We start from the raw sequence: 24952 nt of genomic DNA, 5'->3' as shown, positions 1-24952 counted from the left end.
CAAGACGAGCCCCCCTCTATGGCAGCTACGCAGCTATGATCGCCCCCGGCTGCGCGATCACCTCGAGCGCGCAGGCATGAGCCTGAACAAGGCAGTCCTCGTCTGAAGCGCCCCTAAAATGCGCGGCGAGCCATGCACCGTTGAAACTGTCGCCGGCCGCGGTGGTATCGACCACCTTTTGCGCGGCAGGCAGGTCGAGCGGCTTGGCGGTGGGATCGAGCGATATCGCCCCTCTCGCGCCCATCTTCAACGCGCCTTTGCGCGCGCCCCAGCCGTTGAGCCGCGCGCGCACCGCTTGCGCATCGCGATCACCGAAGAGCGCCATCTCGTCATCCAGCGAAGGCAGCGCGATATCGGCGATGCGCCACGCGGCCTCCGTCACGGCGCGGGCAGTCTCGATATCTTCCCAAAGCCGGGGGCGGTAGTTGGAATCGAAAGCCACCCGGGCGGGATGCGCCTCCAGATGAGCCAAGAGCGACAGGCGCACAGAATGGGGCAGGATCGCCAGCGTGATCGCACTGAGATAGATCAGATCGACCCGTTCAAGCTGCGCGAACCCGTCCTCGAACAGGCAGCGCGCCGCGGATTGGTCGCGCCAATAGGAAAAGCTGCGCTCTCCCTTTGCGTCGAGTGCGATCGCGTAGATACCGGGCAGACGCTCGGGGTGGCGACGAATGTGCGCGCAGCCCAAGCCTTGGGCGGCAATGAAAGCGCCCATGCGATCGGAGACCGCATCACGCCCCAGCACGGTCACGAATTCGACCTGCGCTGCCGCCCCAGTCGCGCGCACAAGATAAACCGCAGTGTTGAGCGTATCTCCGGCAAAGCCGATCTGTTGCTCGGGGCGGTCGAAAGACAGCTCGACCATCGCTTCCCCGACGCAGGCGATCACGCGTTTCTTCGTCACATCACCGCTCCGATTTGCCACGGCTGGAATTCGTTATCGCCCAGCCCGAGGTCTTCCGATTTGGTTTTCTCTCCCGATGCGACACGCAGGATCGCCTCGAAGATTTCCGCGCCCTTGTCAGCGATCGACACGCCTTGGCTCAGGATGTCACCGCAGCCGATATCCATATCGTCGGGCATGGCCGCCATCAGCCGGTCCGAGGTCGCCAGCTTGATCGTCGGCGCGGGTTTCGAGCCGAAAGCAGAGCCACGCCCGGTGGTAAACACCACGATCTGCGCGCCCGCCGCGATCTGGCCCGTGGCCGAGACCGGATCGTAACCGGGGCTGTCCATGAAGCTCAGCCCTGGCGTGCGGACCTGTTCTGCATAGTCATAGAAGGCCCGCAGCGGCGTCGCTCCGGCCTTGGCGACCGCGCCGAGGGATTTCTCGAGGATCGTGGTGATCCCGCCCTGCTTGTTGCCGGGGCTGGGGTTGTTGTCCATCGATCCGCCGCCCTGTGCGGCATAGCCCTCCCACCAGTCGAGACAACCAAGGAGCTTTTCGGCCACCTCGGGCATAGTGCGGCGCAGCAGCAGATCTTCGGCGCCATGGATCTCGGGGGTCTCGGAGAGGATCACGCCCCCGCCCTGCCCCACGATCAGGTCCGAGGCCACACCCAGCGCCGGGTTCGCGGTGATCGCGGAGAACCCGTCCGAGCCGCCGCATTGCAATCCGATGCGCAGCGCGGAGACCGGGCAGGCGCTTCGGCTGGCCTTGTTCACCTGCGGCAGGATCTCGCGCAGCTTCGCCTTGATCGCCTCGATCGTGGCGCGGGTGCCGCCGGTCTCCTGAATGGTCAGCGCATGGAACCGTTCGGTCCCCGCGGACCCGAAATGCGCCTCCATGCGCGCAATCTGCATCACCTCGCAGCCCAGTCCCACGAAGATCGCCGCGCCGACATTGGGGTGCGTCGCATGCCCCCAGAGGACACGCTCGAGGCTGTCCGCCCCGCGCCCGCTCGCCGCCATACCGCAGCCGGTGCCATGGGCGAAGGCGACGACGCCGTCGATGTTGTCATAAGGATCGAGCGCGCCCTCGGCCGTGATCTCGGCCGCTGCGCATTTGATCACCGTGGCCGAGCAGTTCACCGTGGCGCAGAGTGCGATATAATTGCGCGTGCCAACCCGACCATCGTCCCGCGCGTAGCCCATGAAACTGCGCGGCGCGATATCGGGGATCGCGGCTTCGGCCTGGGCGAGATCCGCGCCAATCTGATGGGTCTCGTCATGTTCGGAATAGCTGACATTATGGCTATGGACATGTTCGCCCACCACGATCAGGGCGCTGGCACGACCGATGATCTGGCCGAACTTGATCACCGGATCACCCTCGGCCATCGCCACGCGCGCCAGCTTGTGCCCGGCGGAGACTGGCTGCGCGAGCGGTTCACCGGTGCCAAGCGGGGTGCTGCCCGCATCGGCGCGCGCGGCCAGAACGGCGACCGTGTCGCGCGGATGCAGTGTAATCGCTTCAGCCATCGCGGCGCCCCCTCAATCCGGCGATCACGCCGCGCATCTCGGCCAGCCCGCGCATCCGCCCGATAAGCGGGTAGCCAGGAAAGGAGCCGCGCGTGGCGTCGTCAAGCAAGACATGGCCGTGATCGGGACGAAATGGGATCTGTGCATCCGCGCGTCCCTCGGAGGCCCTGCGTGTTTCCTCGGACAAGAGCGCCGCAGCCACCGCGACCATATCGGTATCGCCACCGAGATGCGCGGCCTCCTCGAAACTGCCATCGGGGTCTTTTCGCACGTTGCGCAGATGCGCGAAATGGATACGCGGCGCAAAGCGCTCGGCGATCGCAGGCGGATCATTGGCCGGGTTCGCCCCGAGCGAGCCGGTGCAAAGCGTCAGCCCGTTCGCGGGACTGTCATGGGCCTGCAAGATCCAGTCGATATCCTCGGCGTTGGAGACGACACGGGGCAGCCCCAGAATGTCGCGCGGCGGATCGTCGGGATGGACACAGAACCGCAGGCCCAGCTCCTCTGCCGCGGGGATCACCTCATCGAGGAAGCGTTTGAAATTGCGCCGGATCTCGTCGCGATCGATGCCGTCATAAAGCGCGAGCTGGTCCCGCAGACCGGCGATGTCGTAGCGGTCATAGGCGCCCGGCAGCCCCGACATGATCGCGTGCAACAGTGCATCGCGCTCCGACTGCGTCGAGCCCTCGAACCATGCCTTGGCGCGGACGCAAACGTCGGGCGTGTAATCGTCCTCGGCCCCTTCGCGCCCCAGCATGTGAATCTCGAATGCCGCCACGCGGTAGGCCTCAAAGCGAAGGCAGCTACCACCGGTCGCAAGCGGCGCGGTCAGATCGGTGCGAGTCCAGTCCAGCACCGGCATGAAGTTGTAGCAGATCGTGGAGATACCCTCGGCCGCGAGATTGGCCATCGATTGGCGATAATTGGCGAAAAGCGCGCTCAGATCACCCTCACCGCGCTTGATCCGCTCGTGGATCGGCAGGCTTTCGACCACATGCCAATGCAGCCCCGCCGCCTCGATCAGTGCCCGTCGTTCCGAGATCGCCTGACGCGACCAGACCTCGCCATAGGCAATCTCGTGCAGTGCCGTGACGATACCGGATGCGCCCGTTTGCGTGATCTGCGGCAAGGAAATCGTGTCCAGCTCGGGGCCATACCAACGCCAGCTCTCGATCATTGGAGAACCTCCTGCACCGCAGCGCGCGCGCCTTTTTCGACGAGCGCGCGATAGGCCTCAGAGACCGGGGCCTGCAGGGATTGCGCGAGCTCGGGCGGAAAGACCGAGCGCAGCGACAAAAGCGCCGCGACCTTGCCCTCGACATCCGCTGCGCTGTCGGACAAAGCGCGCAATTCAGCGGCCAGCGGGTCTTTCACATCAATCGGCTGCCCTCTCTCGTCGACGCCGCCGACGTAGCGCATCCAGGCCGCGATCGCGAGCATCAGGCCCGGACAGTTCCGCCCGGCTTTCAACGTATCCGTGACGGTGGCCAGAATGCGCTGGGGCAGTTTCTGGCTGCCATCCATCGCGATCTGCCATGTCCGGTGACGGATCGCGGGATTGGCGTAACGCTCTGCAAGCGCATCCGCATAACGCTCGAGCGAGACGCCCGGCGGCGGGGTCAGCGAAGGGATGATTTCGGAGCGCCACAGATAGCGCACGAAACCGGCCATCACCTCGTCGTCCATCGTGTCGGAAATCGTCTCGAACCCCGCCAGATAGCCAAGATAGGCCAGAGAGCTGTGGGTGCCGTTCAGCATCCGCAGTTTCATATGCTCGAACGGAGTGACGTCGCTGACCATCTCGACACCGACCGCGCCCCAATCGGGCCGCTCGCCATCGACGAAATCATCCTCGATCACCCATTGGCGGAACGGCTCGTGCATCACCGGCAAGGCGTCGTGCCAGCCGGCGAGCTCTTCGAGCCGCGCGATGTCCTCGGGCTTCGTCGCGGGCACGATGCGGTCCACCATGGTCGACGGGAACCGCCCCTCAGCCGCGATCCAGTCCGCCAGCTCCGGGTCGATGCGACGCGCCAGATCCAGCACCACGCCGCGCAGCAGCCGGCCGTTTTCGGGCAGGTTGTCACAGCTCATCGCGGTGAAGGGACGCAGGCCGCGCGCGTGGCGCAGCTGCAGCGCACGCACAAGATAGCCGGGCGCAGAGACGGGCAGGTCGTTGGTCATGTCATGCACGATATCGGGATGATCGGGGTCAAGCGCGCCGGTCGCGGGCGAATGGCAATAGCCTTTTTCCGTGATCGTGAGCGAGACGATGCGCACATCCGGATCGGCCATCACGTCGAGCACCGCTTGCGGATTTTCGCGGGCCACCAGAATATCGCTGACGATCTCGATGCGCTCGGGCGTTTCGCCCTCGGGGCCGAACTCCAGCCCGCTATAGGCGAAATCCTGCGGCGCCAGCGCATCGCGCATCCGCGACGATTGCAGCGACACGCCGGTGATCCCCCAGTCGCCGCCGCTTTTCGCAGCAGCCTCAGCCGTGTAGATCGCCCCATGGGCACGGAAGAACGCGCCGAGGCCGAGATGGACGATACCGGTTTTGAGCTTCGCGCTTTCGCGGGTGAGACGTTCAGCGGGCAAGCCAGCCTCCATCGACATTCAGGACCGCGCCATGGATGTAGCGCGCGGCGGGGGAACACAGGAAGGCGGCGGTGCCGCCGATATCGGAAGGATCGCCCCAGCGCCCGGCCGGAATTCGCGCAAGGATCGCTTCGCTGCGCTCTGGATCGGCGCGCAGAGCCTCGGTGTTGTTGGTCGCGATATAGCCGGGTGCGATGGCGTTTACGTTGATCCCTTTGGCCGCCCATTCGTTGGCGAGGATCTTGGTCAGCCCCGCCACACCATGCTTGGACGCGGTGTAGGACGGCACGCGGATGCCGCCCTGAAAGGAGAGCAGCGAGGCGATGTTCACCACTGCCGAAGGCGTATTGCCCTGCTCGAGCGCGGCGCGGGCGAAGGCTTGCGTGGTGAAGAACAGCGCCTTGAGGTTCACGTCCATCACCGCGTCCCAATCGGCCTCGGTGAAGTCCAGAGTGTCTTCGCGCCGGATGATCCCCGCGTTGTTCACGAGGATCGAATAGCCCGCATCCGCGAAAGTGTCCTGCGCGGCCATCGGGTCGGCGAAATCGAGGAGCAGCGCCTCGCCCTGCCCGCCCGCATCCGCGATCATCTCCAGCGTCTCGGTGCATTCGCGCCGCCCAGCACAAGTCACATGTGCGCCTTGCGCAGCCAGCGACACGGCGATCGCCTGACCGATGCCGGTATTCGCGCCGGTGACGAGGGCGCGGCGGTTCTCTAGCGAAAACGGGCTCATTTCAGATCCGCCGGCTGCACGAAGTCCATGTCGGTGTAATCGACATTGTCGCCCGCCATCGCCCAGATGAAGGTGTATTCCCCGATCCCGGCCCCGGAGTGGATCGACCACGGCGGCGAGATCACGGCCTCTTCGTTGGCGATCATCATGTGGCGGGTCTCAATCGGCTCGCCCATCAGGTGCAGCACGCGCGCCTCGGGCGTCATGCCCCAATAGAGATAGGCTTCCATCCGGCGGTCATGCACATGCGCGGGCATCGTGTTCCAGACCGAGCCCTCGACCAGTTGGGTATAGCCCAGCACCAGCTGGCAGCTTTCCATCACGGTGGGATGGATGAACTGGTTAATGACGCGTTTATTGGAAGTCGCCGCTTCGCCCAGCTCGACGCGGTTCGCCTCGGCAAGCTTGATCAGGCGATGCGGACAGGCGCGATGCGCGGGGGCCGAAACCAAATAGAACCGACCGTCGCCCTCGAAGGTCACCGGACCTGCGCCCATGCCCAGATACAGCACATCGCCGCGCCCCATCTCCCAAGCGTCGCCAGCGGCTGAGACGCGTCCCGTTCCGCCGATATTCACGACGCCCATTTCGCGCCGCTCGAGGAAGGTCGCGGTCCGCGTCTCGTCCACCACGTCGAGCGTAAGCGGCGCACCGTTCGGCACCGCGCCCCCGAGGGTGAAGCGGTCGTAATGCGTGTAGATCAAGCGGATTTCGCCAGGCGCGAACAGCCCGGTGCCCAGAAAATGCTCCCGCAGTTCCTGTGTGCCCATCGTGCGGGCGTGATCGGGATGGATGGCGTGGCGGGTTTCTACGCTGAGCATTAAATATCCTTTCACAAAAAGTCGTCGCGGCGCGGGGTGAAGCAGTCGAGCAGCTCCCCCGCTTCGACACAGACACAGCCGTGTTCGGCGCCGGACGGTATCATCAGGCTGTCCCCGGCGCGGAGCACGTGCTCCGCGCCGTCCAGGACAAATCGAAATTCCCCGGAATTGCAGTAGGTGGCCTGCACATGGGGATGCGAGTGGAGCGCACCCTCTGCCCCGGCCTCGAAGCGAACCGAGACCAGCATCATCTGCTCGTTTTCGGTCAGCACCTGACGGGCGATGCCCTCATCGGGATAGGCGATCGGATAGCTCATGAGGAGACTCCTTTCAGTGGAAGACCGACGGCAGCCAGAGCGATAGCGCGGGGATATAGGTCACCAGCATCAGCGTCGCGAAGGTGGCGAAATAGAACGGCCAGATTGATTTCATCACCGTCGTGATCGGCACCCGGCCGACTGCGCAGCCGACGAACAGCACCGCACCAACCGGCGGCGTGCAGAGCCCGATCCCGAGGTTGAGCACGAGGATCACCCCGAATTGCACCGGATCGACGCCGAAGGCCTGAGCCACGGGCAGGAAGATCGGCGTGGTGATCACGATCAGCGGCGACATGTCCATGAACGTGCCCAGCACCAGCAGCAACAGGTTGATCAGCAGCAGGATGACGATCGGATTATGCGAGAAATTCTCGAGCAGATTGATCAGCTTGGCGGGCACCTGCAGATAGGCCAGCAACCAGCCGAAGGAGGCCGCGCAGCCGATCACCATCAGCACCATCGCCGTCGTGCGCACCGCGCCCTTGGTCGCTTCGATGAAATCCGACAGCTTCATCGTGCGATACAGGAAGACGGTCACCAGCAGCGCGTAGACCACCGCGATATTGGAGCTTTCAGAGGCGGTGAAAATGCCCGAGCGCACGCCGCCGAAGATGATCAGGATCATGATCAGACCGGGCATCGCATTCCAGAACAACCGCCCGAGAGCCCTGCGACCGGGAAACGGTTCGGTCGGGTAGCCGCGGCGTTTGGCGACGAAATAGGCGGCGGTCATCAGCGACAGCGCAAGCACCAGACCCGGAATGATCCCGGCGGTGAACAGATCGGCGATCGAGATCTTCCCGCCTGCCGAGATCGAATAGATGATCATGTTGTGGCTGGGCGGTAGCATCAGCGCGATGATCGCCGCCGTGACGGTGATGTTCACACCGTAATCCGCGCCGTAGCCACGTTCGCGCATCTGCGGCACCATCAGGCCGCCCACGGCCGAGGCATCCGCCGCAGCCGACCCGGACACGCCGCCGAACATGACCGAGGCGAGGATGTTCACCTGCCCCAGCCCGCCGCGCATATGCCCCACCAAGGCGCCCGCCAGCGCGACCAGCCGCCGCGCGATATCGCCGCGCACCATCAGGTCACCGGCATAGATGAAGAACGGGATCGCCATCAGTGCAAAGACAGAGACGCCGGAATTCAGACGCTGGAACACCACCACCGGGGGAAGCCCGAGATAGGTGACTGTCGCGAAGGAGGCCACGCCGAGACAGAACGCGACCGGCGTTCCGATCAGCAGAAGGACGGTAAAGGTCCCGAACAAGATCCAGAGTTCCATGAGCTCAGTTCCCTTCGCCAGTTACAGCTTCGCCCTCGAGCTCTGCCGCGTCGTGATCGTCGCCAAATCGCGACGTAGACAGACCCGCGAGCCGGCGCAGGATGCGCTCGGCGCAGAAGATCATCAGTAGCGCTCCGCCCGCCGCGACCGGCACGAAGCGGAAGGCCCCGGAAACACCGAGCCCTGAAATCGTCGTGGCGGCCATCTTGTCAGCCAGCTCCCAGCCGTATTTGAGCATCCCGAAACCGAAAGCCGCGACAACGAGGTCCGAGATCGAGAAGAAGGTCAGGCGCACCTTTTCGGGCAGCACGAAAAGCAGCACGTCGAAGCTAAGGTGGTAGCCCTCCCGGATGCCGACAGCCGCGCCGAGGAAGATGAACCAGCCCATCAGGATCACGCTCGCAGGCTCGGCCCAGAAAAGGCTTGAGCCGAGAACGTAGCGATAGAAGACTTGGGCGAAGACGAAAGCCGTCATCAGCACCAGACCGATCCCTGATAGCCATAGGGCAGCCCGGCCCAACCAGCCCGTCCAGACGGCCAGTTTTTCCACAACGTTGCGCATCGGTGGGAACTCCACGGAAAGAATGTGCCCCCGCCGCAATGGGCGGGGGTCGAGAGGTCAGATCACTTCGTCGCTTGAATGCGCGCCACCAGATCCTTCGCCTCGGGCGTGGTCACGTATTTGTCGTAGACCGGCTTCATCGCGTCGATGAAGGGCTGCTTGTCGATATCCTTCACGACCTTGACGCCAGCCGCTTCGACCTTGTCCTCGGACTTCTTTTCCTGCTCAGCCCAGAGCTTGCGCTCGAGGGTTTCCGAGTTCTTCGCCGCCGCCTTGATGACCTTCTGATCTTCGGGGCTCAGCTTGTTCCAGGTCGTAAGCGACATCGCCACCAGTTCCGGAACCATGAGGTGCTGGTCCTGCGTGTAATAGGGCGCGACCTCGTAATGGCCCGAGCTGTCATAGGAGGGCCAGTTGTTTTCCGCCCCGTCGATGACGCCGGTCTGGATCGAAGAGTAGACCTCGCCATAGGGCATCGGCGTGGCATTGGCGCCGATCGCCTTCATCATATCGACGAACACGTCGTTCTGCATGACGCGGAACTTCATGCCCTGAAGATCGTCGATCGATTTGATCGGATGCTCGGAGTTGTAGAAGCTGCGCGAACCGGCGTCGTAATTGGCCAGCTGCACCAGATCATGTGCCTCGAACGCCTTGCCGACTTCGGCGCCGATCGGGCCGTCGAGAACGTGGTGCTGATGTTCGACCGAACGGAACAGGTAGGGCAGCGAGAACAGCTGCGTTTCCGGAACGATGTCGTTGAACGTGCCGAACGAGGCGCGCACCATGTCGATCACGCCCAGCTGGGTCTGCTCGATCGTATCCTTCTCCTCGCCCAGCTGCGCGGACGGGTAGACCTCGATGCAGATCCGGCCATCGGTCTTCGCCTCGACCTCCTTGGCCATCGATTTCACCGCCTCGACGGTCGGGTAGCCGTCGGGGTGGGTGTCCGACGAGCGCAGGGTCATGTCGCAGGCCGACGCGGTCGTGACGCTGGCGGCCGAAATCAGCAGCGCAGCGATAGGTGTCAGTGTCTTCTTCATTACTTCTCTCCTCCCAGAAAGTGCTCAATCAGAGCTTGTAGGCTTGGCGTGCAAGCCTGTGTGTGAGGTCGTGGATGACCTCAGAAGCTTCCTCCTCCGTCAGCCGCCCGGTGGCGACCAAGTTGGCAAGGAATCCGGCATCGACCCGGCGCGCGACATCATGGCGCGCGGGGATCGACAAATAGGCACGGGTGTCGTCGTTGAAGCCGACCGTGTTGTAGAAACCCGCGGTTTCGGTGGTCATCTCGCGGTAGCGCCACATGCCCTCGAAACTGTCATGGAACCACCACGCGGGACCAAGGCGCAGACAGGGGTAGACACCCGCCAGCGGCGCCAGTTCGCGCGCATAAGTCGTCTCGTCGAGCGTGAACAGAATGACGCGCAGCTCGGGGTCCTGCCCCACCGCATCGAGAAGCGGTTTGAGCGCGGCGACATAATCGGTGCGCGTCGGGATATCGCAGCCCTTGTCGCGCCCGAAGCGGGACAGGATAGGATCGGAATGGTTGCGCGACGAGCCGGGGTGGATCTGCATAACCAAGCCGTCCTCGCAGGACAGCTTCGCCATCTCGGTCAGCATCTGGGCGCGAAACGCCTCGCGTTCCGCCGCATCCGCTTTCCCCGCGAGCACCTTCTCATAGAGCGTCTCCGCCGCGGCGCGATCCAGATTGAGCGTCGCGGCACTCGGATGACCGTGGTCGGTCGAGGTCGCCCCGAAAGACGCGAAATAGGCGCGCCGGTCGCGATGGGCGTCCAGATAGGCTGCGAAGGACGTGCCCGACTGCCCGCCAAGCTGGCAGAACGTCTCGACATTCTGCGCGAAGCCTTCGAAATCGGGATCCACCACCGGATCGGGGCGATAGGCGGTGATCACGCGCCCGCCCCATCCGCTTTCGCGGATCATCCGATGCCATTTCAGATCGTCGAGCGGGCATTCCGTCGTCGCGATCACCTCGATATTGAACTGCTCGAACAAAGCGCGCGGGCGCATCTCCGGGCGCTGAAGCGCCTCCGAGATGCGATCGTAATACATGTCCGCGGTGTCGGCGCTGAGCCGCTCGGTGAAGCCGAAGATCGTCTCGAACGCATGGTCCAGCCAGATCCGCGAGGGCGTGGCGCGGAACAGGTGGTAATGCTCCGCGAACAGCCGCCAGATCTTGCGGCCATCGGTTTCCGTCTCACCGCCATCGACGCGCGGCACGCCAAGCGCTTCCAGCGGCACGCCCTGACTGTGCAACATCCGAAACACGTAGTGATCGGGCGTCACGAAAAGCTGGGCGGGATCGGGAAAGGCTTCGTTCTGCGCATACCAGCGCGGATCAGTGTGACCATGGGGCGAGATGATCGGGGCGTCCTTGATCATGTCATAGAGATCGCGTGCGAGGGCACGAACCCCCGGATCAGCTGGCAGCAGGCGATCTTTATTCAGCAGCACCATGGTCTATCGCTCCCCCCGTCGCTATTTTCTTAGGTGGACTACCACCGAACTAATAAACTAATATGCTAGAATACCCGGACCGTCAACGAGGAGTTCCGATGCCCGCGCCCCTGCCTTTGACCCAGCTTGATCAGAACGCACGCATGTCGGTTTCCGATGTCGTTTTCGAACATTTGCGCCAACAGGTTCTGGGGCTATCCCTGCCACCGGGCACCAAGCTCTCAGAAGTGGAGGTCGCCAAGCAGATGGGGGTTTCGCGCCAGCCGGTGCGCGATGCCTTCTACCGTTTGTCGAAGCTCGGATTTCTTGTGATTCGACCTCAGCGTGCGACGACGGTCTCGCTGATTTCACGCGAAGCGGTGCTGCAGGCGCGCTTCATTCGCAACGCGCTCGAGGTTGAAACTGTGCGCGTCGCGGTCGCCGCATTGACCGATGAGGATCTCGCGGCGTTGCGCGATCTGATCGAGCAACAGCGTGCCGCAATGGAAAAGGGTGAGAAGACCAAATTCCACGAACTGGACGATCAGTTTCATCGCGAGATCTGCACCCGTGCCGGGCTCGGCTTCACATGGGAACTGATCGCCGAGAACAAGGGGCACATGGACCGCGTGCGGATGCTGTCGCTGTCCTTCGCCTCGCGCGATGCGTTCGACGATCACGTGAAGATTCTGAGCGCGCTCGAAAGCCGGGATCTTGACCGCGCGACACAGGCGATGCGCGATCACCTGTCGCGGATCCTCGATCAGATTGACCGCATTCAGGACGATCACACTGAGCTTTTCGAGGTCGCGCCTCACCAGAGCTGAGGTCGGGATGGTGTGATCGCCGCATACTTCGACCGGGGAACTCAAGGTCGACATACGAGACGGCATCGGGCATCTACCCCATCCCCGGCCCTTTGATCTCTTCCACGCGCGCCGGCTGCATCGCACCAACCCCGACCTCTCCAGCCCGCACGATAAGATCGAGAACAGCTTGGATCATCCAGTCCTCCCTATTCTCACCGAGTTCCTTGAGAAACGCAGGCATGTCCTGCATCACGATATCGCCACCCGAGATTTCGGCACGACCCTCGGCAAGCGCCGCGATGACATCGCGCAGAGCGGCCTGCTTTTGCGCAAAATCCAGTGCTCTTCGGTCGAGCTCCGCGGACGCCCCCTGCATCTGTGCCGCAATCGCCTTGCGCGCGGCATGTTGTTTCGTCGTTAGCCGCGCTTTTCGCGGCCCGTCGCGCAGCAACCCGCAGGGCGCTCCGACCGCCGCGTAATAGTCGTCCTGGAACTGACGCATGGCCGCACGGTAGGCGGCCATTTCCGGAACCTCACCGCGCAGTTTTCGAGCCACTTTCAGATGGGCACGGTTCTCTTCTTTCCACGACGCGAGCACCTTCGCATTTTCAGCCCGCGCCGCGCGACAGTCCGTGCGCCACGCCTCAAGACGCGCGGCATTATGTGCCTTGTTGCGCGCGGTGGTCTCCGGTCGTTTGCCAAGAGCCCGCTTCCGCGGTTTCGGCGGAAGCGGCTTGGGGATGGGGCGCGGGAGAGAGCAAATGGCCGAAGGGGTCTCGCAGGAGGCGCGAACCTCCGCGGCTGCGCGCTTGCCCGCATGCAGCTTGTTCGCATCGAGTTTCGGGTCTTCGACATTGAGCGCGAGGATGTGGAGGTGGACCTGCGCCTCGTCGACATGCAGCACTGCCACCCATTGAATTCCCTTGGGCATGCGCGCTTCGAAATGCGTGAGCACCCGCTCCGCCCAACTGAGAATCTCTGGTTGATAGCGCTTTCGATCGCTCTTGAAGGTCTCCACCGACAGGGGGTGCGAGTGAATTTCTGTGTAAAGCGTCGCCGCATCGCGGCGCAGCCGACGCTGATAGCTCGTGCCTTTCGCACTTTTCACGGTCTCACGGATCGTCTCCACCTTCTCGGTCCAGAGCGCTTCGAGCTCTTCGAGCGTCGTCGTCCCGTCAAGCTTGGTGGGAGCCTTCGGCTCGGCGACATGGCCCGAATAGCGCGGCACACGCATCGCCTCGCCAAAGACCTGCTCGGCCGTATTCACCTGCTCGGGCGCTCCCTTCACCTTGCGTGGGGCCGCCGAATAGCATTCGATATGGACAAACTGATAGCTCATGGATCACCTCTTTCCTTCCGTGGCTCTCACTCGAGGATAAGAGGGCGACCTGAAAAAACGTGCAGGACGGCGCACACGAAAAACGGCGCTGCAAAAACTAGCTATATGACAGACTTTAGGTAGGTTTTTCGAACGGCTGGATTGCGGGCCGGGGCGGCAGCGCCGAAAAGGGGCGCATGGAAACGCGCGTCTTTATCGCCTTCGCACCGTGGTTATGGTCTCACCCTCAGCCACTTTCACCGAGACTGAAACCTCACCTCCAGAACCGGACTGTCTCGGCGCGGGCTCTCGCTGGGACGAATATCGTTGGGTGCCTATCGTAACGGGCCGTCACGCGCCGCCAGCCTTTAGACCACCGAACACTCGGACAGGCAGGCCTTCACCGGCCTCCTTTCCGCTTCGGTCTTTTCGTCCGCATTCCCTTATTGCGTTGATGAAAAAACTTGCGACTGACGCATCGCGGGCCTACTCACGCGTTTGTGATTGAATCTATGCGTATAGATATGATCAACATGAGAGATACAAAAAATCACGACAGGGAAAGACCATGATCACAAGACGCAAGTTTCTGGCGACTTCCGCTCTCGCCTCAGGAGCCCTCGCGATGCCCGGGCTGTCGGGACAGGTTCTGGCGCAAGGCCAAGCCATCACGCTCGCCGTGCCGGTGCCGATCTCGGGCGCCTTCGCGGCCAATGGCAAATACGCCGTGATCGGCGCCAAGCTGGCGGCTGACGAGGTCGCTGCGCAGAAGGGTATCGAGGTGAACACGCTCGATCTCGACACCGAGGGCAAGCCCGCGACCGCCGTGCGCAAGGTGCAGGACTCGGCCGAGCAGAACGGCGCGAAGCTGTTCGCCGGCGGCATCCTGTCCTCAGTCTCGCTGGCGATGGGCAAGGAAGCCGAGCGCGCGGGTGGCGTCTTCATGACCACCGCGGGTGCTGACGAGATCACCGGCAAGGACTGCAACAGCGCGACCTTCCGCTGGTCGGTGCCGACCTATGGCGCGATCAACGAGACCGTGCGCCCGCTGATCGACATGCTGCCCGATGCAAAGAAATGGTATACGATCACCCCGCAATATGTCTTCGGCGAAGGGCTCCTGAGCGCCGCCAAGGACGTATTCGAGGAAAAGGGCATCGAGCATGTCGGCAACAGCTACCATTCGCTGAGCGAACGGGAATTCTCGGGCTACCTGACCAACGCGATGGCCGCGCAGCCCGACGTTCTGCTGCTGCTGAACTTCGGCTCGCAATCCTCGGCCACGTTGCGTCAGGCAATCTCCTTCGGGATGAAGCAGCGTATGACCATCGTCATCGCATGGGCGTCGGGCCTCGAGCAGTTCGAGGAGCTGGGCGCGGATACCTGCGAGGGCGTCTATTTCGGCGCGCAATATTGGCATCAGGCGGACACGCCCGCGAACAAGGCGCTCGTGAAAGCCGTGCAGGAGAAATACGGCTACAACCCGAACTATTCGCTGGCGGGCTCCTACATCATCTCGAAACTTCTGCTCGAAGCTGCCGCCGAGGCTGGCAGCACCGAGGGCGCAAAGGTGGCCAAGGCGCTCGAAGGTCGGAAATACGACGGCCTCACCGGGCCGGAAGAAATCCGCGCCGCCGATCATCAGGTGATCAAGAACTACTACCTCCTGAAGGGCAAGGCGAAGGCGGATATGCAGGACAAGGACGACTACGCCGAGATCATCAATTCCGGCCAGTCCTTCCTCGATCCGGAAGCTGCGGGCTGCAACTTGCCGGCCTGACCAGCCGACAGACCGTAGCCATGCCGATCCGCCGGGAGCTCCCCCCGTCTCCCGGCGGATCCCCTCTACTGCCTTACTGGGAGCGTGTGCCCTTGATCTACCTATTCCAGATCCTCAACGGCATCGGGCTGGGAATGCTATATTTCCTGCTCGCCGCCGGGCTGAGCATCATCTTCGGCCTGCTGCAATTCGTGAATTTCGCCCATGGCGCCTTCTATCTGCTGGGCGCCTATCTGACCTATGATCTCGTCGAGCGGGGCGTGAGCTTCTGGATCGCGCTGCCGGTGGCGACACTGATCGTGGCGATCGTCGCTGGCGCGATCGAGGCGCTGCTGCTGCACCGGATCTACAAGCTGCCGCACACGTTCCACATCCTCGTGACGGTGGGCATCGCGTTGGTCTTCCAGGAGCTCGCGATCATCATCTGGGGGCCGATCGGCGGCTCCGTCCCCACGCCTGACGGGCTGGGCGGCGTCGTGATGCTGGGCAACTTCATCTACCCGCAATACCGACTGTTCACGATCATCGTGACGGCGGTGATGGCCGCGGGGCTGTGGTGGCTGCTGGAGGGCACGCGGCTGGGGGCAATTGTGCGCGCGGGCTCTGAGTCGGCGTCGAACATGGCGCTTCTCGGCTACAACACGATGCGCATCAACACCGCCGTTTTCGCCTTCGGCGCCGGGCTGGCCGGCCTTGCCGGAGCGCTCGCCGCGCCGATCCGCGGCGTCGAACCCTTCATGGGCGCCGAGGCGCTCTCGGTCGCCTTCGTCGTCGTCGTGATCGGCGGCATGGGCAGCTATACCGGCGCGTTGGTGGCGGGGTTGCTGATCGGTATCATCCAGAGCCTGATGACGACGATCTGGCCACAGGGCGCACAGCTCTTCATCTATATCGCGATGACGGCGGTGATCGCGATCCGCCCACGCGGTCTGTTGGGGAGGGTCTGAGCGATGCATGTCCTCGATACTGCCAAGGTGCAGATCTGCCTCGCGCTGGCGACCGTGTTGATCCTGCCATTCGTGCTCAGCTCGGGCATCCTCGCGACCGAGATCCTGATCTACGCGATGGTCGTCGCGGCCTGTAACCTACTGCTGGGCTATACCGGGCTTCTGTCTTTCGGGCAGGGCATCTTCTTCGGGCTCGGCACCTATGTCGCGGGCGTTCTGACAACGCGCTGGGGTGTTCCGATCCCGCTCGTGCTGCTGGGCGCGGTAGTGCTGGGCGGGCTGGTGGCGACCGTCGTCGGCTGGTTCACGATCCGTCGTCAGGGCGTCTATTTCGTGATGCTGACGCTGGCCTTCGCGCAGATGTTCTATTTTCTCGCCTACACGTTCAGCGACATCACCGGGGGCGATAACGGCCTCCTCGGCGTGCCCCGCCCGCAGATCATGGGACAGGTGCTCGACGGGCCTTGGGCCTATTACACTTTCGTCGCGGTGTTCTTCCTCGTGATCTTCGGGCTGCTGCTGATGGTCACGCGCTCCACTTTCGGGCGCACGCTGCTTGCGATCCGTGAAAACGAAGGTCGCGCCGCTGCGATCGGCTTCCCGGTGCGGCTCTTCAAGATCGAGGCCTTCGCGATCTCGGGTGCGATCACGGCCCTCGGCGGCGCATTGCATGCGCTGCTGATCGGCGTCGCACCGCTCGAGAGCATCAACTACCACACCAGCGAGATGATCCTCGTGATGACGATCATCGGCGGCTCCACGAGCCTCTTCGGGTCGGTCATGGGCGCCGGGTTCTACCTGCTGCTGGCCGATACGCTCTCAGTGATCTGGCCGCGCTGGCTTTTGCTGCTGGGACTTGTGTTGGTCACCGTCGCGCTGTTCTTCCAGCGCGGGCTCTGGGGGCTGGTCGAGCGCGGCTGGGACGCGCTGGTCGAACGCCGCAAGGTGACGCGGAAGGAGGCTGGCGATGTCTGATATTGCCCTGCAAACTCACGGGCTCGGCGTCCGCTACGGCACCTTCGATGCGCTAAGCGACGTCGATCTGAGCGTGAAGCGGAACTCCGTTCATTCGATCATCGGGCCGAACGGCGCGGGCAAGACGACGATGTTCCACGCGCTCACCGGCACGGTTGCTGCCAGCAGCGGCCGGATCGAGCTGGAGGGCCGTGATGTGACGCGCGCTTCCGACGATGACCGGGTGCGCCTCGGCATCGCGCGCTCGTTCCAGGTCACCAGCCTCTTTCCTGAACTGAGCTTGCGCGAGAACCTGCGGCTGGCCGCGCAAGGGCGCACGCCGTGGCAGGCACTGATCCCGTGGCGCAGCGCGGAGGCCAGCAAGAGCGTGCTAGAGACCGCCGACGCGGTGATCGAACGGCTCTCGCTGAGCCATGTCGCGACCCGCGCGGCGGGGGAGCTGTCACACGGTCAGCAGCGCCGCCTCGAGGTCGGCATGGCGATCGCGGCGCGCCCGCGCGTGATCCTGCTCGACGAGCCGACCTCCGGCATGGGGATCGACGATATCGAGGGGATGAAGACCCTGATCCGCGATCTCGGCCGCGACCACACCGTGCTTTTCATCGAGCACAACATGGGCATCGTGATGAACATCTCGGACACGATCACGGTAATGCGCCTCGGCCGCAAACTCGTCGAGGGGCCGCCCGCCGAGGTGCGCGACAATGCAGAGGTCAAGGCGGCCTATCTGGGCAACATGATCACGGGAGACATCGCATGACGGCGGCACTTCGACTGACGGATCTGCACAGCTATTACGGCAAGAGCCACATTCTTCAGGGCGTCTCTCTGGAACTGGGAGAGGGCGAAATCGTCACGCTTCTGGGCCGCAACGGCGCAGGCAAAAGCACGACATTGAAAACCGCTGTGGGTGCGGTCACGCCACGCTCGGGCCGGGTAGAGCTGGCCGGGCGTGACGTCACCGGCCAGCCCGCGCATCGGATCGCCAAAGCCGGCGTGTCGCTGGTGCCCGAGGATCGCGGTATCTTCCAGTTGCTGAGCGTCGAGGAAAACCTGTGCATCGCGGTCAAACGCGGCTCGCCCTGGGCCATTGCGGATATCTACAAGATCTTTCCGCGGCTCGAAGAGCGCCGGCGCAACGGTGGCGGACAGCTTTCGGGCGGTGAGCAGCAGATGCTGTCCATCGCGCGCGCCTTGCTGGGTGGACCGAAAGTGCTGATGCTCGACGAGCCGGTCGAGGGTCTCGCGCCGATCATTGTCGAGGAGATCGTCTCGCAGATCGGGCTGATCCGCGACGCGGGCGTGCCGATCCTTCTGGTCGAGCAGAACCTCGCCGTGTGCCGCGCTCTGGCCGACCGTCACTATATCCTCGAGATGGGCCGGATCGTCCACGAGGCCAGTGCGACAGAGTTCGCCAGTGATTCCGAGACGATAGATCGCTATCTTGGAGTGAAGGCCTGAAACGGGTCACGGACATAAGGGAACAACGCAGCAAGCGCTTGCGCGCGGCGCAGAGCGTTGGTCAGGGAGCGGATGAACAAGAACGAAACCCGAGCCAGCGGCGGTCGATTGTCGCGGATCAAGCTGTCGGACCAGATCACCGAGGATATCCGCCGACGCATCTCGCGCGAGGGACTGCATCCGGGAGATCGGCTGCCGAACGAACGCAGCCTGATGGAATATTACGGCTGCTCGAAAGGGACGATCCGCGAGGCGCTCAAAGCGCTGGAGGTGGAAGGGCTGTTGCGCATGGTCTCGGGCCCCAATGGCGGACCCGAGGTGCAGGCGGCCTCGATCGACATCGTAACCCAGCAACTGCGCCGCTATCTGCATTTCCAGAAGCTCGATTTCGCGCAGGTCTACGAACTGCGCGAGACGCTGGAGGTGGTTCTGGCGCGCAACGTGACTCCGCGACTGACCGAGGAGCATCTGGCGCGACTGGAGCAGAACATCGCGGATTGCGATGCGGCGAACGCCGCGCAGGACCGCGAGCGGGTGCGCGCGCTCGAGACCGAATTTCACGACATTCTGTGCGAGGCCTCGGACAACGTGATGCTGATCTTCATGTGCCGCTTCCTCAATTCGATGCTGCGCGATCTGGTCAGTTACCGCTCCGAGGCGATGCCCGAGCACGAGGATTTCGGCGAGCACAATGTCGATGCGCATCGGCAACTTCTCGCGGCGTTCCGGGCGCGCGATGCCGATGCGGCGGCGCGACTGATGGGCGAGCATATGGCCTGCGCCGCCTCCTTCATGGGCAAGCTCGACGCCTCCTTCCACATGGATCGCATGCTGTCGCGCTGACCGAACCCCGCAGTTTGCATTCCCGCATGGCTTGCCGCTTCGGCACAGCCCCGATGCCCTATTTTTCAAGACTGGAGTTTCCGAAATGAACGACACCGCCGAACCCGCTCTCTGGTCCCTGGGCGCCACGCAAATCGCGGCTCTCGTGCGGTCGCGTCAGGTCAGTGCCCGCGAGGTGGCGCAGGCTGGACTTTCACGGCTTGAGGCGGTGAATCCCGCGATCAACGCCGTCGTCGAATGCCGACCCGAGGAGACGCTGGCCGCGGCAGAGGCGGTCGATGCCCGTATCGCGCGCGGCGAGGATCCGGGGCCGCTGGCCGGGGTGCCGGTGACGATCAAGGTGATCGTGGACCAGCGCGGCTATGCGACGACGAACGGGCTCACCTCGCAGAAGGATCTTATCGCGAAGACCGACAACCCGGTGGTTGCGAACCTGCTGGGCGCGGGGGCGGTCAGCCTCGGGCGCTCCAACACGCCCGCTTTCAGCTATCGCTGGTTCACCAACAACCTGCTGCATGGCCACACTTACAATCCGCGGCGCAAGGATTTGACGCCGGGCGGCTCGTCGGGCGGTGCTGGCGCTGCGGTTGCGGCCGGGATCGGAGCGATCGCGCATGGCACGGATATCGCGGGCTCGGTCCGCTACCCGGCCTATGCCTGCGGCGTGCATGGGTTACGGCCGAGCTTCGGGCGGATTGCGGCGCATAATTCCAGCGGGGCGGAGCGCGATATCGGCGGACAGCTGATGGCGACCTCCGGGCCGCTCGCGCGCTCGGTCGGGGATCTGCGACTCGCTTTCACCGCGATGGCCAAGCCCGATCCGCGCGACATCTGGTCGGTGCCCGCGCCGCTGCACGGACCTGCGGTGGATCGGCGCGCGGCGCTATGCCTGCGGCCCGATGGCGCGCGGACCGATCCGGCGCTGGAACAGACCCTCTTGCAATCCGCCGAGAAGCTTCGCGCCGCTGGCTGGATCGTGGACGAGCTCGACGCGCTGCCGCCGATTGCCGAGGCCGCGCGGATGCAGGTCACGCTTTGGCTCGGCCACGACTATCCCGGAAAGCTTGCGGCGGCGCAAGCCGAGGGTGATCCAGGTGCGCTTCGCGTGCTGGAAGGCCAGGCCGAGTTCATCCGCTCCCTCGCCCCCGATGCGATCCCGCGCGCGCTGATCCGCCGGGCCGAAATCGCGCGGGAATGGGCGCTCTTCCTCGAGCGCTACCCGCTGGCGCTGCTGCCACCGAGTTCGGAACTGCCCTTCGCCGACAATCTCGACTTGGGGAGCGATGCTGATTTCCGCCGCGTCTGGGACGCACAGAACGCGATGGTGGGCCTGCCAATCACCGGGCTGCCGGCGCTTTCGCTGGCAACTGGGGCCACGCCCGAAGGCGCGCCGCTCGGCATCCAGATGGTGGCAGGGAGGTTCCGCGAAGACGTGCTCTTCGACGCCGCGACAGAGATCGAGGCGCGCTCCGCCCCGGTCGAGATCGCGCTATGTTAACCGCGGGATAGATGGCTCTTTGCGCTGCCGGGCCAGACGGCAGCCTCTTTGGGATATCGACCGGCAAGAGGGGTTCATCGCCCGGCTCGTCGCTCATTCCCGCAGAGCGAGATGACGTATCGAATGGGAAATGCGATCGAGCAGGCCCTGCTCCTCTGCGGGATTCGCGCCTTCCAAGAATGCACGATGGCGAGCTTTGAGCGCGCCGGATCGGAGTAGGTCATCCCCTGCCCTCAGGGTGTTCGATAACAGCCATTTCGCGGACTGACTAAATATTACCGAACATGCAGCGCCGATGGGCTTCGGGTGCTCGATCTCCCCTTTCACACGGCGGTGGTCGGATCGCGAGACTGCGTGTCAGTCATCGAACACCCCGACCCGCTCCACCTCATTGGTGTAACTGCAACAATGGTGCCGCTAGTTGCAGCAAAGCGAACACCCCGTTGCTACTTCCATGTCGCAGCCCTCCTAAGACGATACAGATCGTATCCGCGGACGAATGGTGCCTCCGCGTCCGGCGGAGGATGATTGGAAGACTAGAAAACGAGCAGGAACGAACCTACGAAAACTGACGCCAGACCGTGAGGCGAAAAGACCTCTCTGCTGACCATTCTCGTGACGGAAGCGTTGTTTGCAGGCGTCTATCTCGCCTACATCTTCGTCTTCGCTTGGGGATACGATACGATCTTTCCCCGCAACACCGTGAACGGATCGCATAACGATTGGAGACAAAGCTGCGGGAGGAGTCCCCCTGCTTTGTCCTGACGTTTCTTGGCCGCCTGTGTCTAACAGGACAAGAGGTTTGAAATGACTAGACGCCATGTGGCGCGGCCAGCGGGCATGGCCCACTGAACACGCGGCCAAAATAGATAAATATTAAATTCGCCAGGGAACCGCAGATGCGCGATAGCGTTGGTCTAAGTCTTCTGACCGCCAGTTGCTCTATCGCAATTGCGTATTGTCCCTGTGTCTCGGCAAAGCGCACCTTCTCCTCAGGCACCAAGGTAATATGATGCGCAACGATGCGACCAAAGTTCTCGTGGTCGAAGACGAGGCCGTTATAAGGATGGATCTCGTTCTTGGGCTCGAAGAACTGGGCTATTATGTGCTTGAGGCGAGCTCCGCTGATGCTGCACTCAGCCTACTAGACGCGTGGCAGGAAATTGACCTGCTAATTACCGATATCGACATGCCCGGCAAAATGAACGGAGTGGGGCTCGCGCATGAGGTGCGGCGCAGGTTTCCCGCATGCCAGATCATCATCATGTCGGGGTATTCAGCGCCCGAAACGCTAGACCTCCCCAAGCGCAGTGCTTTTATGCCAAAACCGATCAGCCCTGGCGAACTCGCAGCGACCGTCACCTGACGAAAAGCTCTGAATATCCGCGATTGCGCCTAAGACGTCATCCCCAGCGTGAAGGTCGTGCCGGCTGACGCGGTGTCCGGTTCCCGGATTAGAATTCTGACAGCCGAATGACCTATCCGCTAAGAAAGCGAAGCGGCAGGAGTTTCCTCCCGCCGCCTTGCCTCCCGACAAGTAGTGTGGCGCGCGTCGCTAAGTTTTTGCGAAACCTCACATCGCTCAGCCCTCTTGCCAGGAACTCCGGTCCCGAATTTCAGGCAAGACTATTCCTGAATACCGCCCGGCAGGGCGCTGCGCTCGTCCGATATCTTTTCTTCGGACAAACTCCGGAAGAAGTGATGCCAAGCAAGAGCAGCATGGCCCTTGGAATGCGCGTGGTCCCTCGTCTGGGACGTCTTGCCCGCAGGCATTTTTTCGACAGCCATATTTCGGCCCTCCCTTTTAATCCCCGAGAGATACTCGGTAAATTCCTGTGGATGACCGAAATATCCGGTCAGCGTCGCGGCTTTTTTTCGCGCGGGGACGGTGCCGCAGGACTTTCGTCCGAATTCCGTTCCAAACGCGCCGCGCGCAAACTCGCGGTCAGCTCCGCTCTTTTCGCGGAATCATCGTCACGGATGAGGCGCACTGCGGCATCCGTCTTGTCCTGAGCCGTCACGGATTTCCGAGGCAGATCACGGAAAAAGCCGTCCACATTGTAATTACGGGGCATATGCCCTCCTTGGTTGCGAAATCCGGCCCACCGGGCCGGATATGGAACCTTTGCGTTCAGCCGAGCGCCAGATCGCAGGCGGACTCACGCCCGTCGCGTCCGGTTTCGATCTCGTAGGTGACGGCCTGTCCGTCATCGAGCTGCGAGAGGCCCGCGCGCTCAAGGGCCGTAATATGGACGAAAATGTCACGTCCACCCGTCTTCGCTTCGATAAAGCCGAAGCCTTTGGTCTGGTTGAACCACTTCACGGTGCCATTGGCCATCGTGATGTCTCCTCAAATATTGCGGTCCGCAGAATGCGACAGCCCGGCTCAGTCAATTCAATAAGGCAGACTGAAGCCAAGGAGGGAGACAGGTTGCAGAAGGGAACAACGTAGCTTGTTTGTCCTACGCCGATTTGGCTTATTTAGCAAAGGAAATGCGCGGCGCTCCATCGCGTTGTCCGGCCTCGCCTGACGAAAGCCGATAATATCGGGCACAATCAATCTGTTGTGCGAAAACGCGGGCGCGCGCTGCAATTTCCTCGCAATTGTGGCGCAGATCGCTTATCTGTGAACTCGCATATCTTAGGACCCTGTTCCTTCCGGCTCAGCGACGATCTTGAGCTTTGTCGGGCCGCGCGTTTTCGAAGGCGGCATAAGGAAAAGGAGCCTCACCCGGCCCATAGCGCCGTGACGCCGTTCGAGCAGACCAGCCCCTCAGCAACCGCGCCGTGCGGGTTCTGGTCGATTGCACATTTCCCACCTTTGCGCGTTCGCCATGAGCTGCGCACGTCGAAGGTGCCCGATCCCGATAGTGAGCCGCGCGCGTTGACGCGGACGGGTCGCTATCCGAACGCAAAGACATCTCGCGCGCAATACCGCGCGTCGACCCAATTCACCGCATGGCGCAGGCCTCGCCCGCATCGTGCTTCCGTGATCGCGCGACCGGTCAAACTGGTCCCGTCACGATCTCTTGGAAAGATACGAACCTTGATCGAAATTTACTGGGGCAAACCCATCTCTCTCGTCGTGTCACCGGAAGGCGACATCAAGAACTTTAGCACTATCGAGCAGGTGCATTACTGGCTTCGCAAGAAGTGGCCCGTCGCCGACACCGCGCAAGACCATGCGATCGGACGCATCGAGGCCGCGATGGACTGCCTGGGTTCCGTGGGCGATGCGCGCAGCGCCTTCCTCGGTGCCGCCGGCACCGCGGGTTTCGTGCCATTTGAACCAGCGGCTCATGCCCTTGCGGCCTGACCGGTTAGCCGCTTTCATGGACCTGATCCTTTCTGATAAGGTCCATTTTCCTGCTTCATCGTGGCCGGTTTCACGGCAAGATCAGTCCCGCCGCCAGAGCCTTCCACTCCACAAGCTGACACCGGACGGACCTTGAGGTCCTCGCTACCGGCCAAATTCTTGAGGTTGATCGCCGCATTGATGTCGCGATCGTGCTGCGCGCCGCAATTGGCGCAGGTCCATGAGCGGACCGAGAGCGGAAGAACCTCCGCTTTGGTGTGACATGCCGAACAGGTCTTGCTGGATGCAAAGAACCTGTCGGCGGCAACAAGAGTGCCGCCCAGACGTGCGAGCTTGTAGCTCAGCTGCCGACGGAACTCGAAAAACCCCATATCGGAAATGGCGCGGGAAAGATGCCGGTTCGCCATCATGCCGCGGACATTGAGGTCCTCGACGACCACTGTGCTGGCTTCACGCGACAGCTTGGTCGTGAGCTTGTGCAACCCATCCTGGCGGATGTTGCGGATGCGTGCATGGAGCTTTGCAATCCGGGCACGAGACCGTGCCCGATTTTTCCCGCCCTTTTGTTTTCGCGCATGAGATCTCTGCAGTCGTGCGAGCCGCTTCAGGTTGCGACCTAGGGATTTTGAACCGGAGAACTTGCGGCCGTCACTCAAGGTGGCCAGATCCGAAACGCCGAGATCGACGCCGATGACCGCTCCTTCGGGGCGAGGTGTAACGCTGTGATCGATCTCAACCGCAATCGCCGCGAACCACCGGCCCGCCTCCCGCGAGATGGTGACGGATTTCAAGGTTG

At 62.9% G+C, this 24952-nt stretch carries 26 protein-coding genes; 10 read left to right on the top strand and 16 right to left on the bottom strand.

Features of this window, described 5'->3' with window-relative positions; translation table 11 throughout:
- Positions 1-25: 25 nt before the first annotated feature.
- The 11 genes from BMI89_RS19610 to uxaC all read right to left on the bottom strand — a co-directional run bounded on the left by BMI89_RS19610 (position 26) and on the right by uxaC (position 11230).
- Positions 26-907 (bottom strand): sugar kinase, encoded by an 882-nt coding sequence (locus BMI89_RS19610; RefSeq protein ID WP_246832081.1) that lies wholly within the window; start codon positions 905-907, stop codon positions 26-28.
- Positions 904-2424, bottom strand: a complete 1521-nt coding sequence (locus BMI89_RS19605) for an altronate dehydratase family protein (protein ID WP_078572455.1) — start codon at positions 2422-2424, stop codon at positions 904-906. The genes BMI89_RS19610 and BMI89_RS19605 overlap by 4 nt, the downstream gene beginning before the upstream one ends.
- A complete protein-coding gene (uxuA, locus tag BMI89_RS19600; RefSeq protein ID WP_078572454.1) occupies positions 2417-3601 on the bottom strand; it encodes a mannonate dehydratase in 1185 nt (394 codons plus the stop codon). Before uxuA ends, BMI89_RS19605 begins: the two co-directional genes overlap by 8 nt.
- Complete coding sequence (locus BMI89_RS19595; RefSeq protein ID WP_078572453.1) at positions 3598-5037, bottom strand: mannitol dehydrogenase family protein; 1440 nt, start codon at positions 5035-5037, stop codon at positions 3598-3600. Before BMI89_RS19595 ends, uxuA begins: the two co-directional genes overlap by 4 nt.
- Positions 5015-5758: a 2-dehydro-3-deoxy-D-gluconate 5-dehydrogenase KduD gene (kduD, locus tag BMI89_RS19590; RefSeq protein ID WP_078572452.1), complete on the bottom strand. Its 744-nt coding sequence runs from the start codon at positions 5756-5758 to the stop codon at positions 5015-5017. Before kduD ends, BMI89_RS19595 begins: the two co-directional genes overlap by 23 nt.
- On the bottom strand, positions 5755-6579 hold the full coding sequence (kduI, locus tag BMI89_RS19585; RefSeq protein ID WP_078572451.1) for a 5-dehydro-4-deoxy-D-glucuronate isomerase: 825 nt from the start codon (positions 6577-6579) through the stop codon (positions 5755-5757). The genes kduD and kduI overlap by 4 nt, the downstream gene beginning before the upstream one ends.
- A gap of 11 nt (positions 6580-6590) precedes the next feature.
- The gene (locus tag BMI89_RS19580) at positions 6591-6896 is read right to left on the bottom strand and encodes a cupin domain-containing protein (protein ID WP_078545539.1); all 306 of its coding nucleotides are present in this window, start codon (positions 6894-6896) and stop codon (positions 6591-6593) included.
- A 13-nt stretch (positions 6897-6909) separates the two neighbouring features.
- Positions 6910-8190: a TRAP transporter large permease gene (locus BMI89_RS19575; RefSeq protein WP_078540065.1), complete on the bottom strand. Its 1281-nt coding sequence runs from the start codon at positions 8188-8190 to the stop codon at positions 6910-6912.
- 4 nt (positions 8191-8194) lie between these two features.
- Positions 8195-8752, bottom strand: coding sequence for a TRAP transporter small permease (locus tag BMI89_RS19570; RefSeq protein WP_078540066.1), 558 nt, complete (start codon positions 8750-8752; stop codon positions 8195-8197).
- A gap of 62 nt (positions 8753-8814) precedes the next feature.
- The gene (locus BMI89_RS19565; RefSeq protein ID WP_078572450.1) at positions 8815-9795 is read right to left on the bottom strand and encodes a TRAP transporter substrate-binding protein; all 981 of its coding nucleotides are present in this window, start codon (positions 9793-9795) and stop codon (positions 8815-8817) included.
- A 28-nt stretch (positions 9796-9823) separates the two neighbouring features.
- A complete protein-coding gene (gene uxaC, locus BMI89_RS19560) occupies positions 9824-11230 on the bottom strand; it encodes a glucuronate isomerase (protein ID WP_078572449.1) in 1407 nt (468 codons plus the stop codon).
- Between the two features lie 98 nt (positions 11231-11328).
- Here uxaC and BMI89_RS19555 point away from each other — a divergent pair, with 98 nt between their 5' ends.
- Entirely contained in the window at positions 11329-12036 is a 708-nt protein-coding gene (locus BMI89_RS19555; RefSeq protein WP_078572448.1) for a GntR family transcriptional regulator, read from the top strand.
- Between the two features lie 73 nt (positions 12037-12109).
- Here the strand turns inward: BMI89_RS19555 and BMI89_RS19550 are convergent, their stop codons facing one another.
- The gene (locus tag BMI89_RS19550; protein ID WP_078572447.1) at positions 12110-13357 is read right to left on the bottom strand and encodes a hypothetical protein; all 1248 of its coding nucleotides are present in this window, start codon (positions 13355-13357) and stop codon (positions 12110-12112) included.
- Positions 13358-13961: 604 nt separating this feature from the next.
- Here BMI89_RS19550 and BMI89_RS19545 point away from each other — a divergent pair.
- The 8 genes from BMI89_RS19545 to BMI89_RS19510 all read left to right on the top strand — a co-directional run bounded on the left by BMI89_RS19545 (position 13962) and on the right by BMI89_RS19510 (position 22206).
- Entirely contained in the window at positions 13962-15116 is a 1155-nt protein-coding gene (locus BMI89_RS19545; RefSeq protein WP_246832080.1) for an ABC transporter substrate-binding protein, read from the top strand.
- 92 nt (positions 15117-15208) lie between these two features.
- Positions 15209-16063, top strand: coding sequence for a branched-chain amino acid ABC transporter permease (locus BMI89_RS19540; RefSeq protein WP_246832079.1), 855 nt, complete (start codon positions 15209-15211; stop codon positions 16061-16063).
- Positions 16064-16066: 3 nt separating this feature from the next.
- Entirely contained in the window at positions 16067-17038 is a 972-nt protein-coding gene (locus BMI89_RS19535; protein ID WP_078529577.1) for a branched-chain amino acid ABC transporter permease, read from the top strand.
- Entirely contained in the window at positions 17031-17798 is a 768-nt protein-coding gene (locus tag BMI89_RS19530; protein ID WP_078572445.1) for an ABC transporter ATP-binding protein, read from the top strand. The genes BMI89_RS19535 and BMI89_RS19530 overlap by 8 nt, the downstream gene beginning before the upstream one ends.
- Entirely contained in the window at positions 17795-18499 is a 705-nt protein-coding gene (locus BMI89_RS19525; RefSeq protein ID WP_078572444.1) for an ABC transporter ATP-binding protein, read from the top strand. The genes BMI89_RS19530 and BMI89_RS19525 overlap by 4 nt, the downstream gene beginning before the upstream one ends.
- 72 nt (positions 18500-18571) lie before the next feature.
- Positions 18572-19342 (top strand): FCD domain-containing protein, encoded by a 771-nt coding sequence (locus tag BMI89_RS19520; protein ID WP_078572443.1) that lies wholly within the window; start codon positions 18572-18574, stop codon positions 19340-19342.
- A gap of 85 nt (positions 19343-19427) precedes the next feature.
- Positions 19428-20840: an amidase family protein gene (locus tag BMI89_RS19515; RefSeq protein ID WP_078572442.1), complete on the top strand. Its 1413-nt coding sequence runs from the start codon at positions 19428-19430 to the stop codon at positions 20838-20840.
- 1012 nt (positions 20841-21852) lie between these two features.
- Positions 21853-22206 carry a response regulator gene (locus BMI89_RS19510; protein WP_078572464.1) on the top strand — a complete coding sequence of 118 codons (354 nt, stop codon included), beginning with the start codon at positions 21853-21855 and terminating at the stop codon, positions 22204-22206.
- A gap of 260 nt (positions 22207-22466) precedes the next feature.
- Here the strand turns inward: BMI89_RS19510 and BMI89_RS20980 are convergent, their stop codons facing one another.
- From BMI89_RS20980 to BMI89_RS19500, 3 genes are all read right to left on the bottom strand, one after another.
- Positions 22467-22628: a hypothetical protein gene (locus tag BMI89_RS20980; RefSeq protein ID WP_165757049.1), complete on the bottom strand. Its 162-nt coding sequence runs from the start codon at positions 22626-22628 to the stop codon at positions 22467-22469.
- Positions 22629-22696: 68 nt separating this feature from the next.
- Positions 22697-22915 carry a hypothetical protein gene (locus BMI89_RS19505; protein WP_078572441.1) on the bottom strand — a complete coding sequence of 73 codons (219 nt, stop codon included), beginning with the start codon at positions 22913-22915 and terminating at the stop codon, positions 22697-22699.
- 56 nt (positions 22916-22971) lie between these two features.
- Positions 22972-23178, bottom strand: coding sequence for a cold-shock protein (locus tag BMI89_RS19500; RefSeq protein ID WP_078572440.1), 207 nt, complete (start codon positions 23176-23178; stop codon positions 22972-22974).
- A gap of 708 nt (positions 23179-23886) precedes the next feature.
- On the opposite strand from BMI89_RS19500, the gene BMI89_RS19495 reads away from it, so the two are divergent.
- On the top strand, positions 23887-24156 hold the full coding sequence (locus tag BMI89_RS19495) for a DUF982 domain-containing protein (RefSeq protein ID WP_078572439.1): 270 nt from the start codon (positions 23887-23889) through the stop codon (positions 24154-24156).
- A gap of 14 nt (positions 24157-24170) precedes the next feature.
- Here the strand turns inward: BMI89_RS19495 and BMI89_RS19490 are convergent.
- On the bottom strand, positions 24171-24952 hold a 782-nt coding region (locus BMI89_RS19490; protein WP_143593968.1), incomplete at its 5' end, for an RNA-guided endonuclease TnpB family protein.

The organism is Thioclava sp. F36-7, from assembly GCF_002020075.1.
Taxonomy (GTDB): domain Bacteria; phylum Pseudomonadota; class Alphaproteobacteria; order Rhodobacterales; family Rhodobacteraceae; genus Thioclava; species Thioclava sediminum.
This window is presented reverse-complemented; position numbering and strand designations above follow the sequence as displayed.

Coding starts and splice junctions, on each gene's coding strand:
- BMI89_RS19580 (WP_078545539.1), bottom strand. CDS start 6,896: ATGAGCTATCCGATCGCCTATCCCGATGAGGGCATCGCCCGTCAGGTG.
- BMI89_RS19530 (WP_078572445.1), top strand. CDS start 17,031: ATGTCTGATATTGCCCTGCAAACTCACGGGCTCGGCGTCCGCTACGGC.
- uxaC (WP_078572449.1), bottom strand. CDS start 11,230: ATGGTGCTGCTGAATAAAGATCGCCTGCTGCCAGCTGATCCGGGGGTT.
- BMI89_RS19535 (WP_078529577.1), top strand. CDS start 16,067: ATGCATGTCCTCGATACTGCCAAGGTGCAGATCTGCCTCGCGCTGGCG.
- BMI89_RS19595 (WP_078572453.1), bottom strand. CDS start 5,037: ATGGAGGCTGGCTTGCCCGCTGAACGTCTCACCCGCGAAAGCGCGAAG.
- BMI89_RS19545 (WP_246832080.1), top strand. CDS start 13,962: ATGCCCGGGCTGTCGGGACAGGTTCTGGCGCAAGGCCAAGCCATCACG.
- BMI89_RS19510 (WP_078572464.1), top strand. CDS start 21,853: ATGCGCAACGATGCGACCAAAGTTCTCGTGGTCGAAGACGAGGCCGTT.
- BMI89_RS19520 (WP_078572443.1), top strand. CDS start 18,572: ATGAACAAGAACGAAACCCGAGCCAGCGGCGGTCGATTGTCGCGGATC.
- BMI89_RS19525 (WP_078572444.1), top strand. CDS start 17,795: ATGACGGCGGCACTTCGACTGACGGATCTGCACAGCTATTACGGCAAG.
- BMI89_RS20980 (WP_165757049.1), bottom strand. CDS start 22,628: ATGGCTGTCGAAAAAATGCCTGCGGGCAAGACGTCCCAGACGAGGGAC.
- BMI89_RS19550 (WP_078572447.1), bottom strand. CDS start 13,357: ATGAGCTATCAGTTTGTCCATATCGAATGCTATTCGGCGGCCCCACGC.
- BMI89_RS19570 (WP_078540066.1), bottom strand. CDS start 8,752: ATGCGCAACGTTGTGGAAAAACTGGCCGTCTGGACGGGCTGGTTGGGC.
- BMI89_RS19500 (WP_078572440.1), bottom strand. CDS start 23,178: ATGGCCAATGGCACCGTGAAGTGGTTCAACCAGACCAAAGGCTTCGGC.
- BMI89_RS19605 (WP_078572455.1), bottom strand. CDS start 2,424: ATGGCTGAAGCGATTACACTGCATCCGCGCGACACGGTCGCCGTTCTG.
- BMI89_RS19555 (WP_078572448.1), top strand. CDS start 11,329: ATGCCCGCGCCCCTGCCTTTGACCCAGCTTGATCAGAACGCACGCATG.
- BMI89_RS19575 (WP_078540065.1), bottom strand. CDS start 8,190: ATGGAACTCTGGATCTTGTTCGGGACCTTTACCGTCCTTCTGCTGATC.
- kduD (WP_078572452.1), bottom strand. CDS start 5,758: ATGAGCCCGTTTTCGCTAGAGAACCGCCGCGCCCTCGTCACCGGCGCG.
- BMI89_RS19515 (WP_078572442.1), top strand. CDS start 19,428: ATGAACGACACCGCCGAACCCGCTCTCTGGTCCCTGGGCGCCACGCAA.
- BMI89_RS19565 (WP_078572450.1), bottom strand. CDS start 9,795: ATGAAGAAGACACTGACACCTATCGCTGCGCTGCTGATTTCGGCCGCC.
- BMI89_RS19505 (WP_078572441.1), bottom strand. CDS start 22,915: ATGCCCCGTAATTACAATGTGGACGGCTTTTTCCGTGATCTGCCTCGG.
- kduI (WP_078572451.1), bottom strand. CDS start 6,579: ATGCTCAGCGTAGAAACCCGCCACGCCATCCATCCCGATCACGCCCGC.
- uxuA (WP_078572454.1), bottom strand. CDS start 3,601: ATGATCGAGAGCTGGCGTTGGTATGGCCCCGAGCTGGACACGATTTCC.